The sequence below is a fragment of the Methylobacterium sp. CCH5-D2 genome (genome assembly GCF_001556475.1).
Lineage (GTDB): Bacteria > Pseudomonadota > Alphaproteobacteria > Rhizobiales > Beijerinckiaceae > Methylobacterium > Methylobacterium hispanicum.
Genome location: NZ_LSIX01000066.1, coordinates 1 through 2,026 on the forward strand (window position 1 = coordinate 1; position 2,026 = coordinate 2,026).

Annotated in this window: 2 protein-coding genes and 2 pseudogenes; 2 read left to right on the plus strand and 2 right to left on the minus strand. The window is 68.0% G+C overall.

Features of this window, described 5'->3' with window-relative positions:
* A pseudogene (locus AX737_RS01365) lies at positions 1-321 on the plus strand (hypothetical protein); the annotation flags it as partial.
* A 126-nt stretch (positions 322-447) separates the two neighbouring features.
* Here the strand turns inward: AX737_RS01365 and AX737_RS31680 are convergent.
* Together AX737_RS31680 and AX737_RS01370 are read right to left on the minus strand one after the other, a co-directional pair.
* The gene (locus AX737_RS31680; protein ID WP_082772807.1) at positions 448-675 is read right to left on the minus strand and encodes a hypothetical protein; all 228 of its coding nucleotides are present in this window, start codon (positions 673-675) and stop codon (positions 448-450) included.
* 778 nt (positions 676-1,453) lie between these two features.
* Positions 1,454-1,813 carry a hypothetical protein gene (locus tag AX737_RS01370; RefSeq protein WP_238229353.1) on the minus strand — a complete coding sequence of 120 codons (360 nt, stop codon included), beginning with the start codon at positions 1,811-1,813 and terminating at the stop codon, positions 1,454-1,456.
* 79 nt (positions 1,814-1,892) lie between these two features.
* Here AX737_RS01370 and AX737_RS33975 point away from each other — a divergent pair.
* Positions 1,893-2,026 (plus strand): annotated as a pseudogene (locus AX737_RS33975) (transcriptional regulator); the annotation flags it as partial.

Below are 2,026 nucleotides of genomic sequence, written 5' to 3' on the forward strand. Positions count from 1 at the left end.
CTGCGGCGGGCGGCTCCTCTGTCCGACACGGCGGCGCTCATGAAGCCCGAGCCGACGGTCGCGCTCTCCGCCGAATACGCGATGGTGCAGCCGCTGCCGGCAGAACTGACGCTGGTGGCGACCACCGCCCGCAGCGTCCGAGCGGCTCAAGGGCCAAAGTTGGCCCGCCGTGCCGCCACTACCCGCCAGGCCGCCCTGGTCCGTTCGGCCGCCGGCGAGACGAGTGCCGCGCAGCAGCCGATCAGCGCGGATTCCCCCGGCCAGAAGATTGACCCGATCGGCGACCTGCTGCGCGGTCTCGGCCTCACCGACAAGGGCTGAGGCGTCGCCCGCATCACAGCGGCATCGCTCGGCTAACCGTCGTTTGCCCGGGAGGGGCCCACGATGGTCTCAAGCGAGCCGGTTCGCTCTGACGGCACGGATGCCTGCAGAATGCCGAGTGCCGCTTCAGCGAGCCGACGTACCAGCCTCAGCGACGACTCGCGGAGCGGCCGGAGCAGCAGCGGTCGAGTTCGGCGTGGTGGTCAGCTCGGAAGCCGGTCGGACAGCCGCCGTGACGCGAGCCTGCTCGCGGTAGAGCGGCGGCGTCAGATTGATGCGGTCTTCAGCCATTGCGGAGCCGGCGGCGGTGGCAGAAGCGAGAGCAGCAAGGGTCAGAAGCTGGATGGTGCGCATGATTTTGTCTCCGCGGGGCCGCCTGTGGAAGGCGACCGATGCGGACATTGAACCACGTCTTTGTGCGCTGCGGCCTGCGAATTCCGCAGCGCACCATAGTTCGAGCGCAGCGATCCGTCTCACGTATATTGCAGTTTACGAAGGAGAATCGGCGTGCGCTCAAGTTCCGAGCCATGCGCCTGCCGCCTGAATAGAAATTCTTGCGCACGGACCAAATTAAATTGCAACGCAAGATACTGCTACGAGCTCTCGAACTTTCTTGCTCATTCGCCGGTCTATCACTGCTCGGCCCGTAGGATCCTCAGCACCGAAGCCACGGGCTCGCGCGGTGGGTCGACGTATGGGAAGTCGATGTTGAGCTCGCGCGCCGCCTCCGCTGCGCGGGCGTGAACGGCCGCGTCCGCAAACCCGTCGTGCTGGATGTGTGCCAGCGCAGATGCCGCAGCAGCGCCAGCGTGCCGAATTACGTCGAGCAGGGTGTAGCGAGCAGCAGAGCCAGTGCCTGCTCCTTCACGGCGTGGGCCCGCAACTCCCGAGCCTCCGGCGCGACCTGCCAGACAGCCCAAGCCTCATCGTGGGCGTCGATCGCCGCAAGGATTGGGTTGGCGTGGAAGGGCACACGCTCGATCGGGCGCGGGGCGCGGCCGGCGGCAGGGGCTGGCTGAAATCAGGGAAGCGGGCGTGCGTCATCGTTCGGGCTCCGGTGCGGGCTCGTTGGGCGGCTTCGTGATGGCAGGGTGGTCGTCGGTGCCGGCGCGGCGGCGCAGTGGCGCGGCGTTCAGGTGCGGGCGGCTCGGGCGCGCCGCGGGCTGCCGATTAGTGAGCGGCGCGGCAGCGGGCGGCCTTGGCGACCTGCCACACGCCCCTTGAGGGCGGCCGATAGGCACATGCCCCACGCCTCGCCCGTGACTTGGCGGCGGCACTGCGCCGAGTAGATGGCGGCTGCCATAATGGCGCGGCGGTCGTAGACGCCGTTCACGACAAGCGGGCGGCTGCCCTGATCGCGGCGGGCTCGCGTGGCGGCGAGCTTAGCGAAGGTAGCGGCGCGGCAGATGGCTGCGCGCTCGCCCGGGGCGAACTGCTGCCGATCGGCATGCAGGGAGCGGAGGGCGCTGTTCCAGGAAAGGGTGCGGGACATCGGGAGATCCGTTGAACCGTTGGAGGCGTGGTGATACTTATGGATCAGCACGCGACTTTAGTCAAACGTTCGGATCGCAATGAGCCAAAAGGATCATACACCCACGGGCCGGCAGATCGCCGCGGCGCGCGCACTTCTAGCGATGGGGCAGGCGACGCTTGCCGAAGCCGCTTCGATCTCCGTGCCGACGCTGAAGCGAATGGAGGCGAGCGT

Bases quoted from the DNA above. Each gene is read 5' to 3' on its own strand.
- AX737_RS31680 (WP_082772807.1), bottom strand. From the start codon at position 675: ATGCGCACCATCCAGCTTCTGACCCTTGCTGCTCTCGCTTCTGCCACC.
- AX737_RS01370 (WP_238229353.1), bottom strand. From the start codon at position 1,813: ATGTCCCGCACCCTTTCCTGGAACAGCGCCCTCCGCTCCCTGCATGCC.